Here is a 16,151-nt window from a genome sequence, read left to right as displayed (position 1 = left end):
GCGGCGGACTCTCAGTCTTCGTCAGGCAGTCAGGCAGTCAAGTGCGTCAGGCAGTCGGTCAGTCGGTCAGTCAGTTACCCGTGGAAGGGCAGGCCGGCGTCGGCGGCCACCTCCAGGTCGTCGCCGTCGGGCGGCGGCAGGAGGCTGGCGGAGCCGTCGCTCACCGGTACGACGCCGAGCTCCAGCAGCTCGGCCATGGCGGCGCTGCCCGCCATGTCGCGCACCTGCAACTGATAGCGGGCGGTGGTGCGGTACGCGCCTCCGGCGTCGTCGCCGGTCCGCTGCAGGAAGCCGGAGTCGGTGAGGAAGGCGACGGCCTTGCCGACGATGCCGGTGGTGGATCCGGCAAGTCTGCGGGCGTCCTTGGTGGCGCCGGTGGCGCTGCGCCGGGCATAGATCCGCCAGGCGGCCTCCAGGCCGGGTGCCTCGGTGGCGGGGTCGGTGTTCTCGCCCTGCTCGTCGGCGCGCTCCTCGAGGCGGCGGCAGGCCTGGCGTACGAAGGCGTCGACGCCGTTGACGGTGATGCGACCGATGTATCCGTCGTCGGCGAGGTCCTCGGGGCGCGGGAACGCCATGGCGGCGACGGCGAGATGGGCGAGGCCGTGCAGGAAGCGGTCCGCGGAGTCGGCGGATGCGCGGCGGGCGTAGTCGCCCATGCGGACGGCGAAGACGGAGTCCTCACCGGCGGCCAGGGCCATTCCGGCGCGCGTCGACACTTCGAGCACGACGAGGCCGAGGCCGGTGGCGACGGCGTCGGCGAGCCGGGCGAAGGGGGTGTCTTCGCGATAGCGGCGCAGGAGTTCGGCGTATTCGGCGTCGCGGGCCGGGAGGAGCTTGGGCTGGAGGCCGAAGGAGACGAGGCGGGAGGCGTCGGCGGCGTCGGCGGGCGTGACGGTGCTGGCGCTGGTGGTGGTGGCGGTGGTGACTGCGGGGGCCGACGCCTCAGGGACGTCGGCCTCACGCCACGCGTGCTGTTCGCCCTGGTGGTCGGTCACTGGTGCTCCTGCGGAGGTTCATGGGTGCTGGGTTGGGCGCCGGGTCGGCGCGGGACGTCGGTGGTGGTCACGCCGCCTCCGTGCGGGCCGCCGTCATACCTGCCGCGTCCAGGAGCGCCGTGCCGACGATCAGGTCCGCGCCGCCGAATTCCGGATCGTCCAGTTCCGTGCCGTCGTCGACGGCGAACAGCAGGCGCTCCTCGCCCTGGCGGTAGGCCGTGCCGACCGGTGGGCTCGCTGCGTGGACGGCCAGCAGGGCCACCAAATAGGGCAGTTCGGGGTCGCGGCGGCGGGCCTCGGCGAGCAGGCCGGAGAGACGGCGCGGGGCGTCGTGTTCCAGGTCGAGCAGCTCCATGGCGCTCGCGAGCTGTTCCTCGCTGAAGCGGCTGTCGTCGGGAGTGGCGATCAGGTCCGGCTCGGGCATCTCGGCGCCGAGGTGCTCGCGCTCCGTCGGCGGCGTCAGCAGCATGTCGACCAGGTCGCCGACCCGTACGGACGAGGGTGTGCGCAGCCCGGTGCCGCGGGCGAAGAACGCGTCCGTGACGCGGATCGCCGCCTGCAGCGGGAGCGGCAGCACGGGCGCGACCAGCTGGCCGTACAGGTCGAGTCCGGTGCGCGCGGTCGGCTGGGCGAAGGCCTGACGGTCCTGCTCGGCGCGGAACAGCGGGCCCGCCTCGAGGAGTCGGGACTGGAGCTGGGTGTGGCGGCGGATGCAGTCCTTGACGATGTCGACGAGCTCGGCGGCGCGCCGCTTGTGCTCCGGGTCCTCTGCCTCGTCCCGCGCCTTGCGGATATTCGTCAGGATCGCGTTCTCGTGGCGGTAGCGGTCGGCGACATGGTCGAGCGCCTCGGCGATCATGTCCGGCACGGCGTTGAGCCAGTCGACGGCCCGGACATTGCGCCGGGTCGCCTCCAGGGTCCTGCGCAGCGTCTCGGCGTACTGCACGGTGCGGTAGCGCGCCTGCTCGGCGGCGAGCTGTGCGTCGGCGAGCCTGCCCCGGCTGATCAGGACCTCCAGCTTCACCTCGGCCGCGATCTGCGCGCTGGTGACGTCGGTGTCGAGCGCGCCGACCAGGACGTTGACGGCTTCGTCGGTCGTACGGAGATAGACGCTGCCGCCGTAGCCCGGCACTTCCTCGATGAGCTTGAAGTCGTAGTCCCGGCGCACATACGCACCGTCCGGGCCGAAAGTGCCGTACACCGCGCGGAAGCCGCGGTCCACGCTGCCCACGTTGATCAGGTTCTCCAGCACCCAGCGAGCGACGCGCTCATGCTCGGCGACCGGGCGGCGCGGGGCCTGCGCGGCGATGCGGGGCAGCAGTCTCGCCACTATCTGGTCGTGGTCGGCGCCGGTGTCGAAGTCCATGTTCAGTGTGACGAGGTCGATGGCGGCAAGGGCCACCTCCGCCATCGCGTACACCGTGTACTCGCCCGCAAGATTGGCCTTACGGGCGTCGAGGTCGTGCAGCGGTGCGGTGCAGGCGAGCGCGCGCAGCCGCCGCGCGAGCCCTTCGTCGGCGGCCGGGCCCTGCGCGGGCCGCGGCCCCGCGCTGAGCTGGGGCGGAACGAAGTCCGTCGAGGCAGGCGAAGTCACGGTGCACAGATTAGGTCCTCGCACTGACAACGGTCGAAACGGCGCAGAAACGCCCGTCCCACCGCGCCCGTCCCACCGCGCTCGGGTCCGGGCCTCGCGTCGAGCGCCCGGTCCGAGCCCTCGCGTCCGAGCCCGCGTGTCCTAGTCCTCGTCCTCGTCCTCGTCGACGAGATGCGCGTACCTCTCCACCATCTGCGTCCGCGAGTCGTCGAGGTAGTCGGTCAGCAGCCGCTCCGCGCCCGTCCGGTCGCCTGCCCGCAGCGCCTCCAGGATCGCCCGGTTCCGTACGAGATAGGGCTGGTGCAGCCGGCGCGGGTCGTCCACCACATGGAAGGCGAGCCGAAGCTCCGCCAGGACGCTGCGCATCAGTTCGTCGGTGCGCGCGCTGCCGGCCAGCGCGACCAGTTCGCGGTGGAAGTGGATGTTCGCGGTGGAGACGCCCTTCCAGTCGCGCTCGCGCTCGGACCGCTCGCCGCCGGCCACGGCCAGGTCGAGCCGTTCGAGCGCGTACGGCGGTTCGCCGAGGCCGTGCACGACGGCGCATTCGACGAGCAGCCTGGTCCGGTAGATGTCGACGACGTCCTGGACCGCGAGCTTCCGAACGAAGACTCCGCGGTTGAGCTCGTGAACGAGCAGCCGTTCATGGGTGAGCAGCCGGAACGCCTCGCGCAGGGTGTTCCGCGAAACGCCCAGCGCCTTGCCGATGGCGTCCTCGGAAAGCCGCTCCCCCGGCGGGAAGTAGCCCTCCGCGATACGGGTGCGCAGGATGTCCGCGACCCGTTCCGCCGTGCTGGTGCGACCCAACAGCGGGCGGTCGTCCGCCAGTCCGCCGACTCCGCCGAACTCGGACTCCGTGGTGCCCACAACGCCCTCTCTCCCTCGCACCGGGCGTCCCGCCGGTGCGCGCACTCCATCGTAGAAGGAAGAACGACCCCACATGACTCTTGTCGGATCGTTCAACAATCCCCTACGGTGACGTAACCGCACAGTCGTCAGCACCCTCCCCTCCCCCTCTGCGAGGTGCAGATGAGTACGACCCAGGCACAGCCGAAGCAGGGCGAACTCCCCGAGGACACCGGCGCGTTCGCCTGGCTGCGGGCCCTCGGGCCGCGCGGCCGACGCGCCTTCGGCGGCGCGTTCGGCGGGTACGCCCTCGACTCCTACGACTACTTCACGCTGCCGCTGAGCATGGTGGCGATCTCCGCGTACTTCAGCCTCGACAACGGACAGACCGGACTTCTCACCACCGTCACGCTCGTCGTCTCCGCGGTGGGCGGCGCGCTCGCCGGCATCCTGGCCGACCGGATCGGCCGGGTGAAGGCACTGATGATCACGGTGATCACCTATGCGGTGTTCACCGTGGCCTGCGGCTTCGCCCCCAACTACGAGACGCTGCTGGTCTTCCGGGCCCTGCAGGGCCTCGGCTTCGGCGGCGAGTGGGCGGTCGGCGCGATCCTGGTCGCGGAGTACGCGAGCGCCAAACACCGCGGCCGCACCCTCGGCGCCGTACAGAGCGCATGGGCGGCCGGCTGGGCGCTGGCGGTCATCGTCTACACGCTGGTCTTCGAGTTCCTCGACCACGACACCGCCTGGCGCGTGATGTTCTGGACCGGTGCTCTTCCGGCCCTGTTGGTGATCTATGTGCGGCGCAATGTCAGCGACGCGCCCGAGGCGGCCGCTCGGCGCAGCGCCAGCACCGAGCGCGGCTCCTTCTCCACGATCTTCAAGAAGGACCTGCTGCGCACCACGTTCTTCGCGACGCTGCTCTCCACCGGCGTGCAGGGCGGGTACTACACGCTCGCCACCTGGGTGCCGACCTATCTCAAGACCGAGCGAGGGCTGACGGTTGTCGGCACCGGCGGCTATCTCGCCTTCCTGATATCCGGCGCGTTCGCCGGCTATCTCACCGGCGGATATCTCACCGACCGAATAGGCCGGAAGAAGAACATCACGCTCTTCGCCGTGCTCTCGGCCGCCGGGATCGTCGCCTATACGAACATCCCGTCGGGTGCGAACGGGCTGCTGCTGGTCCTCGGCTTCCCGCTCGGCTTCTGCATGTCGGCGATCTTCAGCGGCTTCGGTTCGTTCCTCAGCGAGCTCTATCCGACCGCCGTACGCGGCACCGGCCAGGGCTTCACGTACAACAGCGGCCGCGCGGTCGGCGCGTTCCTGCCCACCCTGGTGGGCTTCCTGTCCGACAGCTGGGGCGTGGGCGGCGCGCTCGTCCTCGGCGCCGCAGGCTACGGCCTCGCGGCGGTGGCATTGCTCGGGCTGCCCGAGACACGCGGCCGCGAACTGCTCTGACCCGGCGGGACCCAACGGGAGGTACTGCGATGACCTGGGCGTCCATCGATCTCAACGCCGACCTCGGCGAGGGCTTCGGCCGCTGGCGGCTGACCGACGACGAACAGCTGCTGTCCGTCGTCACCAGCGCCAATGTCGCCTGCGGCTTCCACGCCGGTGACGCGTCCACCATGCGCAAGGTCTGCGATCTCGCGGCCGAGCGCTCGGTGCGGATCGGCGCCCAGGTCTCCTACCGTGATCTGGCCGGCTTCGGCCGGCGCTCCATGGACGTACCGCCCGATGAGCTGGCCGCCGAAGTGGCCTACCAGATAGGCGCATTGGAGATCTTCGCGCGCGCGGCCGGATCCCGGGTCTCGTACGTGAAACCGCACGGTGCGCTCTACAACCGCGTCGTGCACGACGAGGAGCAGGCGGCCGCCGTCGTCGACGGGGTGCTGCTGTCGGGCGAGCGGCTGCCGCTGCTCGGCCTGCCCGGCTCGAAGCTGCACACCATGGCGGAGAAGGCCGGACTGCCCGCCGTCACCGAGGCGTTCGCGGACCGCGCGTACACCGCGGAGGGCACGCTGGTGCCGCGCGGTGAGGACGGCGCGGTGCTCAGCGACCCGGTCACCGTGGTCGAACGGTCCGTCAGCATGGCCAGGTTCGGCGTGGTCACCGCGCGCTGCGGACGGTCCGTTCCGGTGCGCGCCCGTTCGCTGTGTCTGCACGGCGACACCGATGGGGCCGTGTCGCTGGCCCGCCGGGTGCGCGGCGAACTGGAGCGGGCGGGCGTCCGCGTGGAGGCCTTCGTATGAGGACGCTGCCGGTCGGCGACCGGGCCCTGCTCGTCGAGCTGGCGGACGGCGACGAGGCCGGTGCGCTCCATGCCGAACTGCTGCGCCGCCGTGCCACGGGCGCGCTCCCGGCGGTGCGGGAGATAGTGCCCGCCGCACGGACGGTGCTGCTGGACGGGATCGACGATCCGGGCCGGTTCGCCCGGGAGCTGGCGGACTGGACGATTCCGGCGCTTCCGGCGCGCGTGGAGGACGCGATCGAGATTCCGGTCCGCTACGACGGGCCGGATCTGGCGGATGTCGCCGCACTGTGGCAGGTGTCGGTGGAGGAGGTCGTGGCGATCCATGCGGCGGCCGAATTCCGGGTGGCCTTCTGCGGGTTCGCGCCCGGCTTCGGCTATCTGACCGGACTGCCGGGGCAGTACGCCGTGCCGCGCCGGGCCACTCCGCGCACCTCGGTCCCGGCCGGTTCGCTCGCCCTGGCGGGCCCTTACACCGGCGTGTATCCGCGCTCCTCACCCGGCGGCTGGCAGCTCATCGGCACCACCGGTACGGAGCTGTGGGATCCGGCGCGCGAGCCCGCGGCGCTGCTCTCACCCGGGACCCGTGTGCGGTTCGTGCCGGAGCGCCGATGACCGACCGGGCCTTTTCGGTCGTACGGGCCGGGGCGCTGACCACCGTGCAGGATCTGGGACGGCCCGGTCACGCCCATCTCGGCGTGCCGCGCTCCGGCGCGCTGGACCAGCACTCCGCGGCGCTCGTCAACCGTCTGGTGGGCAACGCGGAGAGCGCGGCGGTGCTGGAGACCACGCTCAACGGCTGTGCCGTACGGCCGCGTTGTGCCGTGACGGTCGCCGTCGGCGGCGCTCCGTGCCCGGTCACCGTCGACGGCCGGCCGGCGGCCTGGGGCGCGCCGGTGCGGGTGGCGGCGGGGTCGCTGCTCGAGACGGGTCCCGCGGTGCGTGGCGTACGGACGTATCTGGGCTTCGCCGGCGGGATCGCGGTCGATCCGGTGCTCGGCAGCCGCTCCACGGATCTGCTCTCCGGGCTCGGGCCCGCGCCGCTCGCGGACGGGGCCGTGCTGCCGCTCGGCAAGCCGACGGGTCCGCCCGCGCTTCTCGACGGTGCCGTGCCGTGGCCCGCGCCGCCGACGGAACTTGTGCTGCGGGTGCGGATCGGTCCTCGGGCCGACTGGTTCACCGGTGCGGCTCTCCACACGCTGGCCGGCGGGGCCTACCGGGTCTCGGCCGCGAGCAACCGCATCGGACTGCGCATTGAGGGCCCGGCGCTCGAACGGGCGGTGACCGGCGAACTGCCCAGCGAAGGCATGGTGCTGGGCGCGGTGCAGGTGCCGCCGGACGGCTGCCCGGTGGTCTTCCTCGCCGACCATCCGACCACCGGCGGCTATCCGGTGGTGGCGGTCGTCGACGAACGCGATCTCGCGGCGGCGGCACAGTCGGTGCCCGGCACACCGGTGCGGTTCGTCCCGGTGCGGTAAGGCTCCGTCTCAGGATCCCGGTGTGCCGTAACCTCCGCCGCCCGGGGTCCTGATCACCAGGACGTCCTCCGGGCCGACGTCCACCGAGTCGACGCCGTGCAGCGGCGTCACGCTGCCGTCGGCCCGCTCCACCACGTTCTCGCCGAGCGCGCCCGGGCCACCGCCCGCCATGCCGTACGGCGGGACGCGGCGGTGGCCGGTCAGCAGCGCCACCGTCATCGGCTCCAGGAAGCGGAGTCTGCGGACGACCCCGTGGCCGCCGCGCCAACGGCCCAGGCCGGCGCTTCCGTCGCGTACGGAAAACGCGTCGACGCGCACCGGATAGCGCCACTCCAGTACTTCGGGATCGGTGAGCCGCGAGTTGGTCATATGGGTCTGCACGGCGTCGGCCCCGTCGAAGCCTTCGCCCGCGCCGGAGCCGCTGGCCACCGTCTCGTAGTACTGCACACGGTCATTGCCGAAGGTCAGGTTGTTCATCGTGCCGGAGCCTTCGGCCTGGACGCCGAGCGCGGCGTACAGCGCTCCGGTGACGGCCTGCGAGGTCTCGACATTGCCCGCGACGGTCGCCGCCGGATGGCTCGGCGCGAGCATCGATCCGTCCGGCACGCGCACCTCCAGAGGCTCCAGGCAGCCGCTGTTGAGCGGGATGTCGTCGGCGACCAGCGTCCGGAAGACATAGAGCACGGCCGCCATCACCACGGACTTGGGCGCGTTGAAGTTGCCCGGCAGCTGCGGCGAGGTGCCGGTGAAGTCGATGACCGCGCTGCGCTCACGACGGTCCACGCGCAGCGCGACCTGGATGACCGCGCCGCCGTCGGTCTCGTACCGGTACTCGCCGTCGCTGAGGCCCGCGACGATGCGCCGCACCGATTCCTCGGCGTTGTCCCGTACGTGCCGCATATAGGCCGTCACGACATCGAGTCCGAACTGGTCGACCATCCGAAGCAGTTCCGAGATCCCCTTCTCGTTGGCGGCGATCTGGGCACGCAGGTCGGCGAGATTGGTGTCGGGAGCGCGCGAGGGATACGCCGCGGTCGTCAGCAGCTCCCGGGTCTCGGCCTCGCGCAGCCGCCCGCCGCGGACGAGCAGCCAGTTGTCGAAGAGAACGCCTTCCTCGTCCACCGTGCGACTGAAGGCGGGCATGGAGCCGGGCGTGATGCCGCCGATCTCGGCGTGATGGCCGCGGGAGGCCACCAGGAATCGCAGCTCACCGTCGTCGAACACGGGCGTCACGACCGTCACATCGGGCAGATGGGTGCCGCCGTGGTACGGATCGTTGATCGCGTACACATCGCCGGGCCGCAGCGCTCCGTCGTTGCGGCGCAGCACCTCCTTGATGGACTCCCCCATCGAGCCGAGGTGCACCGGAATGTGCGGCGCGTTGGCGATCAGATTGCCGTGCGCGTCGAAGAGGGCGCAGGAGAAGTCCAGCCGCTCCTTGATGTTGACGGAATGTGCGGTGTTCTCCAGGCGCACGCCCATCTGCTCGGCGATGGCCATGAAGAGGTTGTTGAACACCTCCAGTAGCACCGGGTCGACGTCGGTGCCGACGGCGACCCGGTCGGGCCTGGGCCGTACGCGCGTCAGCAGCAGATGGCCGCCGTCCTCCGCGGCCGCGCGCCAGCCCGGGTCGACGACCGTGGTCGCGTCGGCCTCGGCGATGATCGCCGGGCCGTCGACGGCGTCGCCGGGGCGCAGATCGCCGCGCCGGTACAGGGGCACCTCGCGCCGCTCGGCCTCGACGAACATCCGCACCATGGCGCGCGGCGCGAACTCACCCGCGCCCGTGCTCTCTTCGACCACATGGTCGCCGTGTTCGCCGGCCGTCCCGACCGCCTCGACGGATACCGCCTCCACCACGATCGGCTTGTCCATGGTGAAGGCGTAGCGGGCGCGATGGGTCGACTCGAAGGCGTCCTTCATGGCGGCGACGGTGTCCAGCGGCACCGGCAGACTGGCGTCGGTGCCGCCGTAGCGGAGCAGCACCCGCGCATGCGTGGTGATCGCGGAGTCCGGCACGGCGTCGGCGATCAGCTCGGCGCGGGTGCGGGCGGCCAGGCCGTCGCAGAGTGTCCGTACGCGGGCGAGCGCCGTCTCGTCCAGTTCGGCCTCGACGGACTGCTCGCGCATCGCGGTCGCGTCGGCGAGTCCGATGCCGTACGCGGAGAGCACTCCGGCCAGCGGAGGCACGATCACGGTGTTGACGCCGAGAGCGTCGGCGACCGCGCAGGCGTGCTGGCCGCCCGCGCCGCCGAAGGAGTTGAGCGCGTAGCGGGTGATGTCGTGGCCGCGCTGCACGGAGATCTTCTTGACCGCGTTCGCCATGTTCAGCACGGCGATCTCCAGGAACCCGGCGGCGACTTCCTCGGCCGACCGCTGCTTGCCGCTCTCCTTGTGGACCCGCTCGGCGAGTTCGGCGAAGCGCTCGCGTACGGTCCCGGCGTCCAGCGGCTGGTCGCCGTCGGGCCCGAAGACCGCCGGGAAGTGGCCGGGCTGGATGCGGCCGAGCATCACATTGGCGTCGGTGACGGTGAGCGGGCCGCCACGTCGGTAGCAGGCCGGGCCTGGCACGGCGCCCGCGGAGTCCGGTCCGACGCGGTAACGCCTGCCGTCGAAGTGGAGTACGGAGCCGCCGCCGGCCGCGACGGTGTGGATGTTCATCATGGGCGCGCGCATCCGTACGCCGGCGACCTGGGTGCCGAGTTCGCGCTCGAACTCGCCGGCGTAGTGCGAGACATCGGTCGATGTGCCACCCATGTCGAAGCCGATGACGCGGCCGTATCCGGCCTGTTCGGCGGTGCGGGCCATGCCGACGACGCCGCCGGCCGGGCCGGACAGCACGGCGTCCTTGCCGCGGAAGTTGGCCGCCTCGCGCAGTCCGCCGTTGGACTGCATGAACATCAGGCGGATGCCGTCGAGTTCGGCCGCGACCTCGTCGACGTACCGGCCGAGGATCGGCGAGAGATACGCGTCCACGACCGTCGTGTCGCCGCGCGGCACCAGTTTGATCAGCGGGCTGACTTCATGCGAGCAGCTGACCTGGGTGAAGCCGAGTTCACGGGCCGCTTCGGCGATCCGGGCCTCGTGGCCGGGATGGCGGTAGCCGTGCATCAGCACGACGGCCGCACTGGTGAAGCCGTCGGAGCGGGCGGCCGTCAACTGCTCGGTGACGGCGGCGAGATCGAGCGGCCGGACGGTCGCGCCGTGCGCGTCGACGCGTTCGGGGACCTCGATGACCCGTTCGTACACCGCCTCCGGAAGCACGATCCGGCGGTCGAAGAGCCGGGGCCGGTTCTGATAGGCGATACGCAGGGCGTCCCGGAAACCCTCGGTGATGACGAGGACGGTCGGCTCGCCGCGCCGCTCCAGGAGTGCGTTGGTGGCGACGGTCGTGCCCATCTTCACGCTGTCGACGAGATCGGCGGGCACGGGCTGGTCAGGCCCGATGCCCAGCAGCAGTCTGATCCCCGCGACCGCGGCGTCCCGGTAGCGCTCCGGGTTGTGCGAGAGCAGTTTCCGGGTGACGAGCCTTCCGTCGGGACGTCGGCCCACGACGTCGGTGAAGGTGCCGCCACGGTCGATCCAGAACTCCCAGCGCCCGCTCATTCCCCCATTGTGGCAAGCGGAACCTCCAGCGACACGGCCGCGAGCGCGGACGACAGGGCGTGTTCGGCACTGCGGTCGAGCCGTTCGCTGGTGCCGCGTGCCCAGTGGCGTACCTCCGAACCCGCCAGCCGCATCAGCTGCGGCAGCAGATCGGTGCACCGCCGCGCCACCCATGCGGTGCCTGCGGTCGCGAGCCACAGCACCTTCGCGGCCTTGGTCGGCGGGGGCTGCGTGGGCTCGACGCCCGGCTCGGTGCCGAGGCGGAAGCCGCGCTCGGTGAGCAGCTCATGGAAGTGGCGGGCGATCATCCGGTGACCGCGCTCGCCCGGATGCAGCCGGTCGGCGCTCCACATGGCGCGGTCCTGGACCCAGTCGGCGTCGGCGGCGTGCAGATGTATCGCGTCGTAGCGGTCGGACAGAGCGTGGACGACGGCGTTGACCGCGCGCTGACGGCGGGCGAGCGGCCGGGCCAGCGGCAGAGGCAGTCCGAGCATGCTGCCCGGGTCGGGCAGACAGGCGGTCAGAATCACCGCACCGCGCGCGGTGAGCTGCGCGCAGACGGTGTCGAGCCGCTTGGCCATGTCCTCGATGTCGAAGGTACGGCGCAGGGTGTCGTTGACCCCGACGAGAACGGCGGCGATGTCCGCGCCGAACGCCAGCGCCTCGGGTGCCTGCCGCTCGGTGACGTCCTCGGTGAGGGCGCCGCTGACGGCAAGCTTCCGGAACTCTGCGGGCCCGTCGGCACACCCGAGCCCCTCGGCCAGCAACGCGGCCCACCCACGCCACCCGCCGGCGACCCGGTCACCGACACCTTCGGTGAGCGAGTCCCCGAGCGCGACGAACCGCAGGACCCGGGTGGTGGTCGCGGGGTGCCCGACCGCGCCGTCGTCGACGACCTCGGCGAGCTCGTGGGCCTCGACGGGCTCACCCGCGCTGTCGTACGCGCCGGTCGCGTCCTGCTCATGCAGGACCGGGCGTCCAGTCGCGTACGCGCCGGGCTCGTGGGACCTGGTCCCCTCAGCCCGGTTGTCGAGCGCGGCGCGCTCAGCCGCCCGACGGACCGACGCGCCCTCGGCAGCCGCGAGCCTGCCGACCAGGTTCGGCCCGCCGATCCAGGTCACAGCAGCGGACGTCTCGGCCGCGCCGCCGCGGGCGGAAGCCTGCGCCTCGCCGGCCCCCGGGCCCGTGTGCCCCACCGGGCCGTCAGGCTGCCCCACCGGGGCCGGCGGGTTCCCGAGCCCGAACGGCCTGGCGTCCGGGGCGGCCGACAGGTGCGCCGGGACGGGCGTGGCCGCGGGGGCCTTCACCGCCCCGGCAGGCGCGTCCCGGGCGCTTTCCGGCGGGCCCTGCGACTCCGACTCGTCTGCGACCGCGGTCGCCGGTGCGGCCGTCATGCCGCCACTTCCTTTCCGTGGACCGGCTCACGCAGCCGCGGGGCGTCGTGGGCCGCGAGGAACGCGTCCACCGACCGCTGCCAGTCGAAGAGTTCGGCCCGCGCACGGGCCGCCTCACGGCGCTCCGTCTCCGGGCGGGCGAGCAGGCCCTGCACGGCGTCGGCGAAGTCCGCCGCCGTGTCGACCGCCGCCGCTCCCGCGTCGCCGATCACCTCCGGCAGGGCCGACGACGCACTCGCGACGACCGGCGTGCCGCAGGCGAGTGCCTCCAGGGCCGAGAGACCGAAGGTCTCCGCGGGCCCCGGCGCGAGGCAGATGTCCGCCGACGCCTGCAGGTCGGCCACCGCCTCGCGGTCGCCGACGTAGCCGAGGAACTGCACCGGCAGCCGCTCGGCTCGCGCCCGGCGGATCAGCGCGGTCCGCAGCGGACCGTCGCCCGCGACGACGAGCGAGGCGCGCACACCCCGCCGGCGGAGTTCGGCGAGCGCGTCAAGGGCCATGCCCGGGCGCTTCTCCACCGACAGCCGGGAGCACAGGAGCAGCACCACTTCGGCCCCGGCGGCGTGCTTGGCGCGCAGGACGAGGCTGCGCCGGCCGGGCCGGCAGTGGTGCAGGTCAACACCGAGGGGCGCGCGCACCACATTGCGCGCCCCGATGCGGACGAACTCCCGCTCGGCCCACTCCGTCGTGCACACGATCCGCGAGTACGCCCAGGCGGTACGGCGGTTGAGCCGGTCCGCGGCCCGGGCCGCGACGGACTCGGACACTCCCCAGGTGCGCAGCACGCCGTCCGCGGTCTCGTGGGAGACCATCACGGACGGGATGCGCCGGCGGCGGGCATACTCACCGGTCCACCGCAGCGTGGTGCGGTCGGACACCTCGATCCGGTCGGGCTCGATGATGTCCAGGACGTCCCGCAGCCTGCGACGCGCGGCGAGCACGCGGTAGCCGCCGGTGCCGGGAATCTCGGGCCCGGGCAGGGTGATGACCCGGCCCTGCGGAGTCATCCGGTCGCTCTCCACGTCGCCGGGCACGATCAGCACCGGCTCATGGCCGGCCGCGAGATAGCCCTTGCCGAGTTCACGCAGCGCGGTGCGCAGGCCGCCCGACGCCGGAGTGACGAAGTTCGCCAGCCGTACGATCCGCAGCCCGCTCATGCCGCCACCGCCGTACGCGCGCCGAGCACCTCGGCGTAGTGGTCGATGAGCGCGTCGCCGATGACGGCCCAGGTGCGGCCCTCGACGGCGGCCCGGCCGGCCCGCCCGTACGCGTCCCGCAGCTGCGGGTCCGCGGCGAGCGTGGCGACCGCGGTGGTCACGGTGTCCACCTCGTTCGGGGCGACGAGCAGCCCGGTGCGTCCGTGGTCGACGAGGTCGAGCGGTCCGCCCGCGGCCGGTGCGATCACCGGCACCCCGCTGGCCATGGCCTCCTGCACGGTCTGGCAGAAGGTCTCGTACGGGCCGGTGTGCGCGAAGACGTCCAGCGAGGCGAAGATCCTGGCGAGTTCGTCGCCGGTCTTGCGGCCGAGGAAGACGGCCCCGGGCAGGGCGTTGCGCAGCGAGGGTTCGCTGGGACCGTCGCCGACGACCACGACCCGTACGCCGGGTGTGGCGCAGGCTCCGGCGAGGAGCTCGACGTGCTTCTCGGGCGCGAGGCGGCCCACGTAGCCGACGATCAGCTCGCCGTTGGGGGCGAGGCTGCGGCGCAGTTCCTCGTCGCGCAGCTCCGGGCGGAACCGCGCGGTGTCCACGCCGCGCGGCCACAGCCGCACCCGCTCGACGCCGTGCTCCTCCAGGTCCCGCAGGGCTGCGGAGGAGGGAGCGAGTGTGCGGTCGGCGGCGCTGTGCACAGTGCGGATGCGCCGCCACGCGGCGTTCTCGCCCGCGCCGACGTAGGTACGGGCGTAACCGGCGAGGTCGGTCTGGTAGACGGCGACGGCCGGGAGGCCGAGCTTCGCCGCGGCTGCCATTCCGCGTACGCCGAGGACGAACGGGCTGGCGAGGTGCACCAGCTCCGCCCGGTGAGCAGTGATCGTTGCCGCCACGCGGCGGCTGGGGAGTGCCACCCGGACTTGGGGATAGCCGGGCAGGGGGAGGGAGGGGACGCGAACCACAGGGCACGGCGCGCTCTGGTCGGCGCTGTCGGCCCCGGTTACCGCCGGAGCTATGACGAGCGGGTCATGACCGCGCGCGGCGAGATGCCGGGCGGTCTGCAGGGCGCAGTGCGCCACACCATTGACGTCTGGCGGAAAGGATTCGGTGATGATGACGACACGCATACCCGTGTTGTCGTCGTGTCCGGGGTGGCTGCGACAACGTGGATCTTTCCGCCCGTGGAACAAGCCATGAGCGTTTGTGGCCGCGACCGTTATGTCATACGGCAGGCGAATCCGGACTGATTCTGCTGCGTACGGCGGTTTGTACCTCCGCCTCTTCGGCCGGATCGGCCGCCAGCCGGCGCAGCCGTTCGGCCACCCGCGCATCACCCGTGGCGGCGTGCCGCGCGGCGATTTCCCTGGTCGTCTCCTCGCAGTCCCACAGGCATTCGACGGCGAATCCGGTGGGGAAGGAGGCATCGGTCGCGGCCAGTGCGCGGGCCGCGCGCCCGCGCAGCTGAGAGGACGCGGTCTCCCGGTACACATGACGCAGGACGGGTGCGGCGCAGTCGATGCCGAGCCGTCCCGCCCCGTCGACGAGAGTCCACAGCAGCGGCGCGTCGGGACCGTCGCCCCGTACGGTCTCGCGCAGGGCGCCGAGGACGAGCTTGGTGTCGGTGGCGGTGCCGCGGCAGGCGAGCACGCCTGCGGCGGACGCCCCGAGCGCGTCCGGCCGGTGGATCCAGCCGCGGGCGCGGTCGACGGCCTCGTCGCCGCACATCCGCTCGAACGCGGCGACAGCCGCTTCGGCGACGGTACGGGAGCCGGTGGACACCGCCGACTCGATCAGATCGAGGACCACGGGATCACGTGACTCCGCGAGATAGTGCAGCGCGGCACAGCGCGCGCCGTCGGACCCCGCTGCTGCGGCGGCAATGATGGCGGGCCGGTCGTCGGCCCCGGCGACGGCCGACAAACAGCGCGCGGCAGGAACGTGGAGGGCCGAGCCGCGCTCCATGCCTTGATCCGCCCAGTCGAAGACGGCCTGGACGCTCCATCCGGGGCGCGGCCCGGTGGGTCGCAGCTGGCGTTGCCAGCGGTCGAAGGAGCCGGCCTCCTGCGCCGCGCGCACCCGGGGCCCGACGGTCTCGCGCCGGTCCTCGGCCCACAGCCGCCACGGCCGCGGTTCGAAGGCGTCCCGTACGACGACGGCCAGTTCGGCGTCGCCCTCCGGCGTGGCCGGGAAGCGGGCGAGTACGGGAACGGCGAGCGAGCGCAGACCGGAGTCGTCGTCCCGCAGAGCGAGCTCGTCGAGTGCCCAGGCCCAGTTCGCCCCGCTCGCCGCATAGCGGCGCAGCAGCGCGAGGGCGTCGTTTCTGCCGTACGAGGCGAGATGGCCGAGTACCGCGAGCGCGAGGCCGGTCCTGGCCTCGTCGTCGTCGAGGTGGTCGTCGGCGTCGTTCAGATGCCGCTCGATCTCCTGGAGACCGCCGTGGAGATCCAGGTACAGGCGTGCGTAGTACAGGGAGCGGTTCTCGACCTGCCAGTCGTGGCGCGGGTCGTTCAGCACGCAGTGGTTCAGCGCTGCGAGCGCTTCGGCGCGTGGCGCGGCGAGCGCGTGCAGCGTGCCGTCACCGCGGCCCCTCTGCAGCAGGCCGAGCAGAGTGCCGCTCGGCGCTATGACTGGATCGAACATGTGGAGAGCCTCACATCAAGCTGTCGACGCAACCGGGGAGTGGAGAACCTAGGCCGCGCAGCAACATGTGGAAGCGCTCGTCGTCTGCCGCTTGATGTAGACCATCTTCCTGCCTTTCGTCGGTGGCCCCGGGGGGGACGCCCGGATGAAGTCCGGGGGGTAGGGCCCGTCGTCATGATGACCCACCCATTTCGCC

At 72.3% G+C, this 16,151-nt stretch carries 13 protein-coding genes; 5 read left to right on the top strand and 8 right to left on the bottom strand.

The features are described 5' to 3' along the window. Nucleotides 1-74 precede the first annotated feature (74 nt). The 3 genes from ACH4YL_RS18225 to ACH4YL_RS18215 form a co-directional block, all read right to left on the bottom strand. The gene (locus ACH4YL_RS18225) at nt 75-995 is read right to left on the bottom strand and encodes a hypothetical protein (protein WP_398508342.1); all 921 of its coding nucleotides are present in this window, start codon (nt 993-995) and stop codon (nt 75-77) included. Between the two features lie 67 nt (nt 996-1,062). Beyond that, nucleotides 1,063-2,589 carry a hypothetical protein gene (locus tag ACH4YL_RS18220; protein ID WP_398508341.1) on the bottom strand — a complete coding sequence of 509 codons (1,527 nt, stop codon included), beginning with the start codon at nt 2,587-2,589 and terminating at the stop codon, nt 1,063-1,065. A gap of 141 nt (nt 2,590-2,730) precedes the next feature. Beyond that, nucleotides 2,731-3,453 (bottom strand): GntR family transcriptional regulator, encoded by a 723-nt coding sequence (locus ACH4YL_RS18215; RefSeq protein ID WP_398508340.1) that lies wholly within the window; start codon nt 3,451-3,453, stop codon nt 2,731-2,733. A 162-nt stretch (nt 3,454-3,615) separates the two neighbouring features. On the opposite strand from ACH4YL_RS18215, the gene ACH4YL_RS18210 reads away from it, so the two are divergent. Genes ACH4YL_RS18210 through ACH4YL_RS18195 form a run of 4 tightly spaced genes read left to right on the top strand, consistent with a single transcriptional unit; the run spans nt 3,616 to nt 7,164 of the window. Further along, nucleotides 3,616-4,893 (top strand): MFS transporter, encoded by a 1,278-nt coding sequence (locus ACH4YL_RS18210; RefSeq protein ID WP_398508339.1) that lies wholly within the window; start codon nt 3,616-3,618, stop codon nt 4,891-4,893. Between the two features lie 29 nt (nt 4,894-4,922). Continuing rightward, nucleotides 4,923-5,687, top strand: coding sequence for a LamB/YcsF family protein (locus tag ACH4YL_RS18205; RefSeq protein WP_398508338.1), 765 nt, complete (start codon nt 4,923-4,925; stop codon nt 5,685-5,687). Next, nucleotides 5,684-6,301 carry a 5-oxoprolinase subunit PxpB gene (gene pxpB, locus ACH4YL_RS18200; RefSeq protein ID WP_398508336.1) on the top strand — a complete coding sequence of 206 codons (618 nt, stop codon included), beginning with the start codon at nt 5,684-5,686 and terminating at the stop codon, nt 6,299-6,301. Before ACH4YL_RS18205 ends, pxpB begins: the two co-directional genes overlap by 4 nt. Then, nucleotides 6,298-7,164: a biotin-dependent carboxyltransferase family protein gene (locus ACH4YL_RS18195; protein WP_398508335.1), complete on the top strand. Its 867-nt coding sequence runs from the start codon at nt 6,298-6,300 to the stop codon at nt 7,162-7,164. Before pxpB ends, ACH4YL_RS18195 begins: the two co-directional genes overlap by 4 nt. Before the next feature lie 9 nt (nt 7,165-7,173). On the opposite strand, the gene ACH4YL_RS18190 is transcribed toward ACH4YL_RS18195, so the two are convergent. Genes ACH4YL_RS18190 through ACH4YL_RS18175 form a run of 4 tightly spaced genes read right to left on the bottom strand, consistent with a single transcriptional unit; the run spans nt 7,174 to nt 14,442 of the window. Continuing rightward, complete coding sequence (locus tag ACH4YL_RS18190) at nt 7,174-10,770, bottom strand: hydantoinase B/oxoprolinase family protein (protein WP_398508333.1); 3,597 nt, start codon at nt 10,768-10,770, stop codon at nt 7,174-7,176. Beyond that, the gene (locus ACH4YL_RS18185; RefSeq protein ID WP_398508332.1) at nt 10,767-12,164 is read right to left on the bottom strand and encodes a GDSL-type esterase/lipase family protein; all 1,398 of its coding nucleotides are present in this window, start codon (nt 12,162-12,164) and stop codon (nt 10,767-10,769) included. The genes ACH4YL_RS18190 and ACH4YL_RS18185 overlap by 4 nt, the downstream gene beginning before the upstream one ends. Then, a complete protein-coding gene (locus ACH4YL_RS18180; protein WP_398508330.1) occupies nt 12,161-13,321 on the bottom strand; it encodes a glycosyltransferase in 1,161 nt (386 codons plus the stop codon). The genes ACH4YL_RS18185 and ACH4YL_RS18180 overlap by 4 nt, the downstream gene beginning before the upstream one ends. Continuing rightward, nucleotides 13,318-14,442 carry a glycosyltransferase family 4 protein gene (locus tag ACH4YL_RS18175; protein WP_398508329.1) on the bottom strand — a complete coding sequence of 375 codons (1,125 nt, stop codon included), beginning with the start codon at nt 14,440-14,442 and terminating at the stop codon, nt 13,318-13,320. Before ACH4YL_RS18175 ends, ACH4YL_RS18180 begins: the two co-directional genes overlap by 4 nt. On the opposite strand from ACH4YL_RS18175, the gene ACH4YL_RS18170 reads away from it, so the two are divergent. Next, nucleotides 14,344-14,562: a hypothetical protein gene (locus ACH4YL_RS18170; RefSeq protein WP_398508387.1), complete on the top strand. Its 219-nt coding sequence runs from the start codon at nt 14,344-14,346 to the stop codon at nt 14,560-14,562. The two genes, ACH4YL_RS18175 and ACH4YL_RS18170, sit on opposite strands and share 99 nt — an antisense overlap. Here ACH4YL_RS18170 and ACH4YL_RS18165 read toward each other — a convergent pair. Then, complete coding sequence (locus ACH4YL_RS18165) at nt 14,537-15,955, bottom strand: HEAT repeat domain-containing protein (protein WP_398508328.1); 1,419 nt, start codon at nt 15,953-15,955, stop codon at nt 14,537-14,539. The genes ACH4YL_RS18170 and ACH4YL_RS18165 overlap by 26 nt on opposite strands. Nucleotides 15,956-16,151: the final 196 nt, after the last annotated feature.

It is taken from the genome of Streptomyces sp. NPDC020681, from assembly GCF_044334895.1.
Taxonomy (GTDB): domain Bacteria; phylum Actinomycetota; class Actinomycetes; order Streptomycetales; family Streptomycetaceae; genus Streptomyces.
The sequence above is the reverse complement of the archived record's forward strand: the minus strand, read 5'-3'. Positions and strand labels throughout refer to the sequence as shown.

Excerpts from the sequence above, each read along its gene's own strand:
- pxpB (WP_398508336.1), top strand. The coding sequence starts at position 5,684 with ATGAGGACGCTGCCGGTCGGCGACCGGGCCCTGCTCGTCGAGCTGGCG.
- ACH4YL_RS18190 (WP_398508333.1), bottom strand. The coding sequence starts at position 10,770 with ATGAGCGGGCGCTGGGAGTTCTGGATCGACCGTGGCGGCACCTTCACC.
- ACH4YL_RS18185 (WP_398508332.1), bottom strand. The coding sequence starts at position 12,164 with ATGACGGCCGCACCGGCGACCGCGGTCGCAGACGAGTCGGAGTCGCAG.
- ACH4YL_RS18205 (WP_398508338.1), top strand. The coding sequence starts at position 4,923 with ATGACCTGGGCGTCCATCGATCTCAACGCCGACCTCGGCGAGGGCTTC.
- ACH4YL_RS18170 (WP_398508387.1), top strand. The coding sequence starts at position 14,344 with ATGACCGCGCGCGGCGAGATGCCGGGCGGTCTGCAGGGCGCAGTGCGC.
- ACH4YL_RS18195 (WP_398508335.1), top strand. The coding sequence starts at position 6,298 with ATGACCGACCGGGCCTTTTCGGTCGTACGGGCCGGGGCGCTGACCACC.
- ACH4YL_RS18175 (WP_398508329.1), bottom strand. The coding sequence starts at position 14,442 with ATGCGTGTCGTCATCATCACCGAATCCTTTCCGCCAGACGTCAATGGT.
- ACH4YL_RS18165 (WP_398508328.1), bottom strand. The coding sequence starts at position 15,955 with ATGTTCGATCCAGTCATAGCGCCGAGCGGCACTCTGCTCGGCCTGCTG.
- ACH4YL_RS18180 (WP_398508330.1), bottom strand. The coding sequence starts at position 13,321 with ATGAGCGGGCTGCGGATCGTACGGCTGGCGAACTTCGTCACTCCGGCG.
- ACH4YL_RS18210 (WP_398508339.1), top strand. The coding sequence starts at position 3,616 with ATGAGTACGACCCAGGCACAGCCGAAGCAGGGCGAACTCCCCGAGGAC.